The sequence below is a fragment of the Staphylococcus sp. HMSC063A07 genome (assembly GCF_001836955.1).
Lineage (GTDB): Bacteria > Bacillota > Bacilli > Staphylococcales > Staphylococcaceae > Staphylococcus > Staphylococcus lugdunensis.
Genome location: NZ_KV830920.1, coordinates 40,682 through 41,469, shown reverse-complemented (window position 1 = coordinate 41,469; position 788 = coordinate 40,682). Strand labels below are relative to the sequence as shown.

The following is a 788-nucleotide window of genomic DNA, read 5'->3' as shown; positions in this document are numbered from 1 at the left end:
TTCATACAATCCAAATGTGCCAAGTTATTCCGCAAAATATCAATTGAATAATGATGACTATAACGTTAAACAATTAAGAAAGAGATATAATATCCCAACGAAACAAGCACCTGAATTAAAATTGCAAGGTGATGGCGATTTAAAAGGCTCATCTATAGGATCTAAAGATTTAGAATTTACCTTTGTCGAAAATCAAGAAGAAAATATCTTTTTTACGGATAGTATTGATTTTACTCCGACTGAGCATAGTTAATTATGAGCAAAACTGATAATAAATTACGATGAACGCAGTTAAAACAGATAAATATAAGGGTGTGAAGAAATGCGACAGTCAAGGCAGTTAAAACTCGGTATATGTTTGATTCTACTTATTATATTGATTGGAGGTTGTGTCATATTGACAAAAATAAATAATCGAAATGCTCAAATTAAGGAAAGTTTTAATAAAACATTAAGCTTGTATCCAACCAAGAATCTCGAGGATTTCTACGATAAAGAAGGCTTTCGAGATCAAGAATTTGAAAAAGGCGATAAAGGCACTTGGATCGTTAATTCTGAAATGGTTATTGGACCCAAAGGTAAGAATATGGAATCTAGAGGAATGGTGCTCTATATAAATCGTAATACTAGAACAACAAAAGGGTATTATTTTATAAGTGAAACAACATATGATAATAACGGTAGACCAAAGGATGATGAAAAGAGATATCCAGTGAAAATGGCGCATAATAAAATTATTCCAACAAAGCGAATCCCAGATGATAAGTTAAAAAAAGAAATAGAAAACT

2 protein-coding genes are annotated in these 788 nt (G+C 31.1%); both read left to right on the top strand.

The window, feature by feature from the left end:
* A partial coding sequence (locus HMPREF2597_RS06025) for a Csa1 family protein (protein WP_141743517.1) occupies positions 1 to 253 on the top strand: 253 nt, incomplete at its 5' end.
* Positions 254 to 322: 69 nt separating this feature from the next.
* Positions 323 to 788, top strand: a 466-nt coding sequence (locus HMPREF2597_RS06020) for a tandem-type lipoprotein (protein ID WP_141760427.1), incomplete at its 3' end; no start/stop codon positions are given.